Here is a 1,408-nt window from a genome sequence, read left to right as displayed (position 1 = left end):
CTTAGATTAACACATGAAGTGCAATATCAAAGAGCAGGTGAAAAAGAGGCCTAGATGCGCTAGCATCAAAGCTACTATCCACCGCCAAAGTGAGATTGCAACCATGAGCTATACACATCTAAGCCTAGAGGAACGATATCAGATTTATGCCCTTAGAGGGGCACAACATAGTATTAAATTTATAGCAGGGGCGTTAGGCAGAAGTCCCAGCACCATATCAAGAGAGCTTAGACGCAATAAAAGCCTACGAGGCTACCGGGCAAAGCATGCAGACAACACCGCTAAAGCGAGGCGAGCAAATAATGCCTTCACCATCATTTTAAACGTCTGGGACTGGGTCGTGACTAAGCTTAAACTGCAGTGGAGTCCTGAGCAAATAGCAGGCGTTCATAGTGGAGTCAGTCACACGAGTATCTATCGTTACTTATGGACGGATAAGAGGCAAGGCGGCACGCTATGGCAGTATTTAAGACGCAAAGCCAAACCCTATCGTCAAAGGCTTACCACTGAGACTCGTGGGCGTATTAATGACAGGATCTCAATTCATGAGCGCCCTCATGTAGTAAAAGAGCGATCCCGCATCGGTGATTGGGAAGCGGACACCATCATTGGTCAAAACCATAAACAAGCTATCGTGACAGTGGTAGAGCGAAAGACAGGTTTGGTTAAGATGAAGCGAGTGACTAAAAAGAGTGCTCATCTGGTCGCGGATGCGATGGTGGTAATGCTAACTCCAGTGAAACTACACGTTAAGACGATTACGTCCGATAATGGCAAGGAATTTGCGGATCATAAAGCCATTAAGCAAAGACTCTATAGTGGGTTCTACTTTGCTGATGCTTATGCCTCATGGCAACGAGGAACAAACGAAAATACCAATGGCTTGATTAGAGAGTACTTGCCTAAAGGATGTGACTTTAGACAAGTATCTGATGATGAGGTTCAAAACATTGAAGACAGGTTAAACAACAGACCAAGAAAACGATTAGGGTTTAAAACGCCAAACCAGGTGTTTTATTCCATTACTTAGCGTTGCACTTGGTGTGTTAATCTAGGAATATAAAAAAACGCTAAGGATAACCTTAACGTCTTTTTGTACTGTGCAAATAAGCACCATTAAATGACTATAGCTATGAAAATTACGATTTGACCAACTTAACCAGTGGCGCGTAGCCTGATTGCGGCATCGCACTGACAGGAATGAATTGTAATGCGCCACCATTGATACAATAACGCAAGCCACCGCGATCTTTTGGACCGTCGGGGAAGACGTGACCAAGATGCGAGTCTGCTACCCGTGAGCGAATCTCGGTACGCACCATGTTAAAGGCTGTATCTTCATGCTGAGTAATGACTTGCATATCAATAGGCTTAGTGAAACTTGGCCAGCCACAACCGGATTGATACT

General features: G+C 44.5%; 2 protein-coding genes. One reads left to right on the top strand and one right to left on the bottom strand.

Features of this window, described 5'->3' with window-relative positions:
* Window positions 1-103 precede the first annotated feature (103 nt).
* The gene (locus W293_RS16225; RefSeq protein ID WP_037025096.1) at window positions 104-1,030 is read left to right on the top strand and encodes an IS30 family transposase; all 927 of its coding nucleotides are present in this window, start codon (window positions 104-106) and stop codon (window positions 1,028-1,030) included.
* Window positions 1,031-1,139: 109 nt separating this feature from the next.
* Here W293_RS16225 and msrB read toward each other — a convergent pair.
* Window positions 1,140-1,408 (bottom strand): peptide-methionine (R)-S-oxide reductase MsrB (gene msrB / locus W293_RS17430; protein ID WP_037028888.1); only part of this gene is annotated, 269 nt, incomplete at its 5' end.

It is taken from the genome of Psychrobacter sp. TB67, from assembly GCF_000511065.1.
GTDB classification, from domain to species: Bacteria; Pseudomonadota; Gammaproteobacteria; order Pseudomonadales; family Moraxellaceae; genus Psychrobacter; species Psychrobacter okhotskensis.
This window is presented reverse-complemented; position numbering and strand designations above follow the sequence as displayed.

Bases quoted from the DNA above. Each gene is read 5' to 3' on its own strand.
- W293_RS16225 (WP_037025096.1), top strand. From the start codon at position 104: ATGAGCTATACACATCTAAGCCTAGAGGAACGATATCAGATTTATGCC.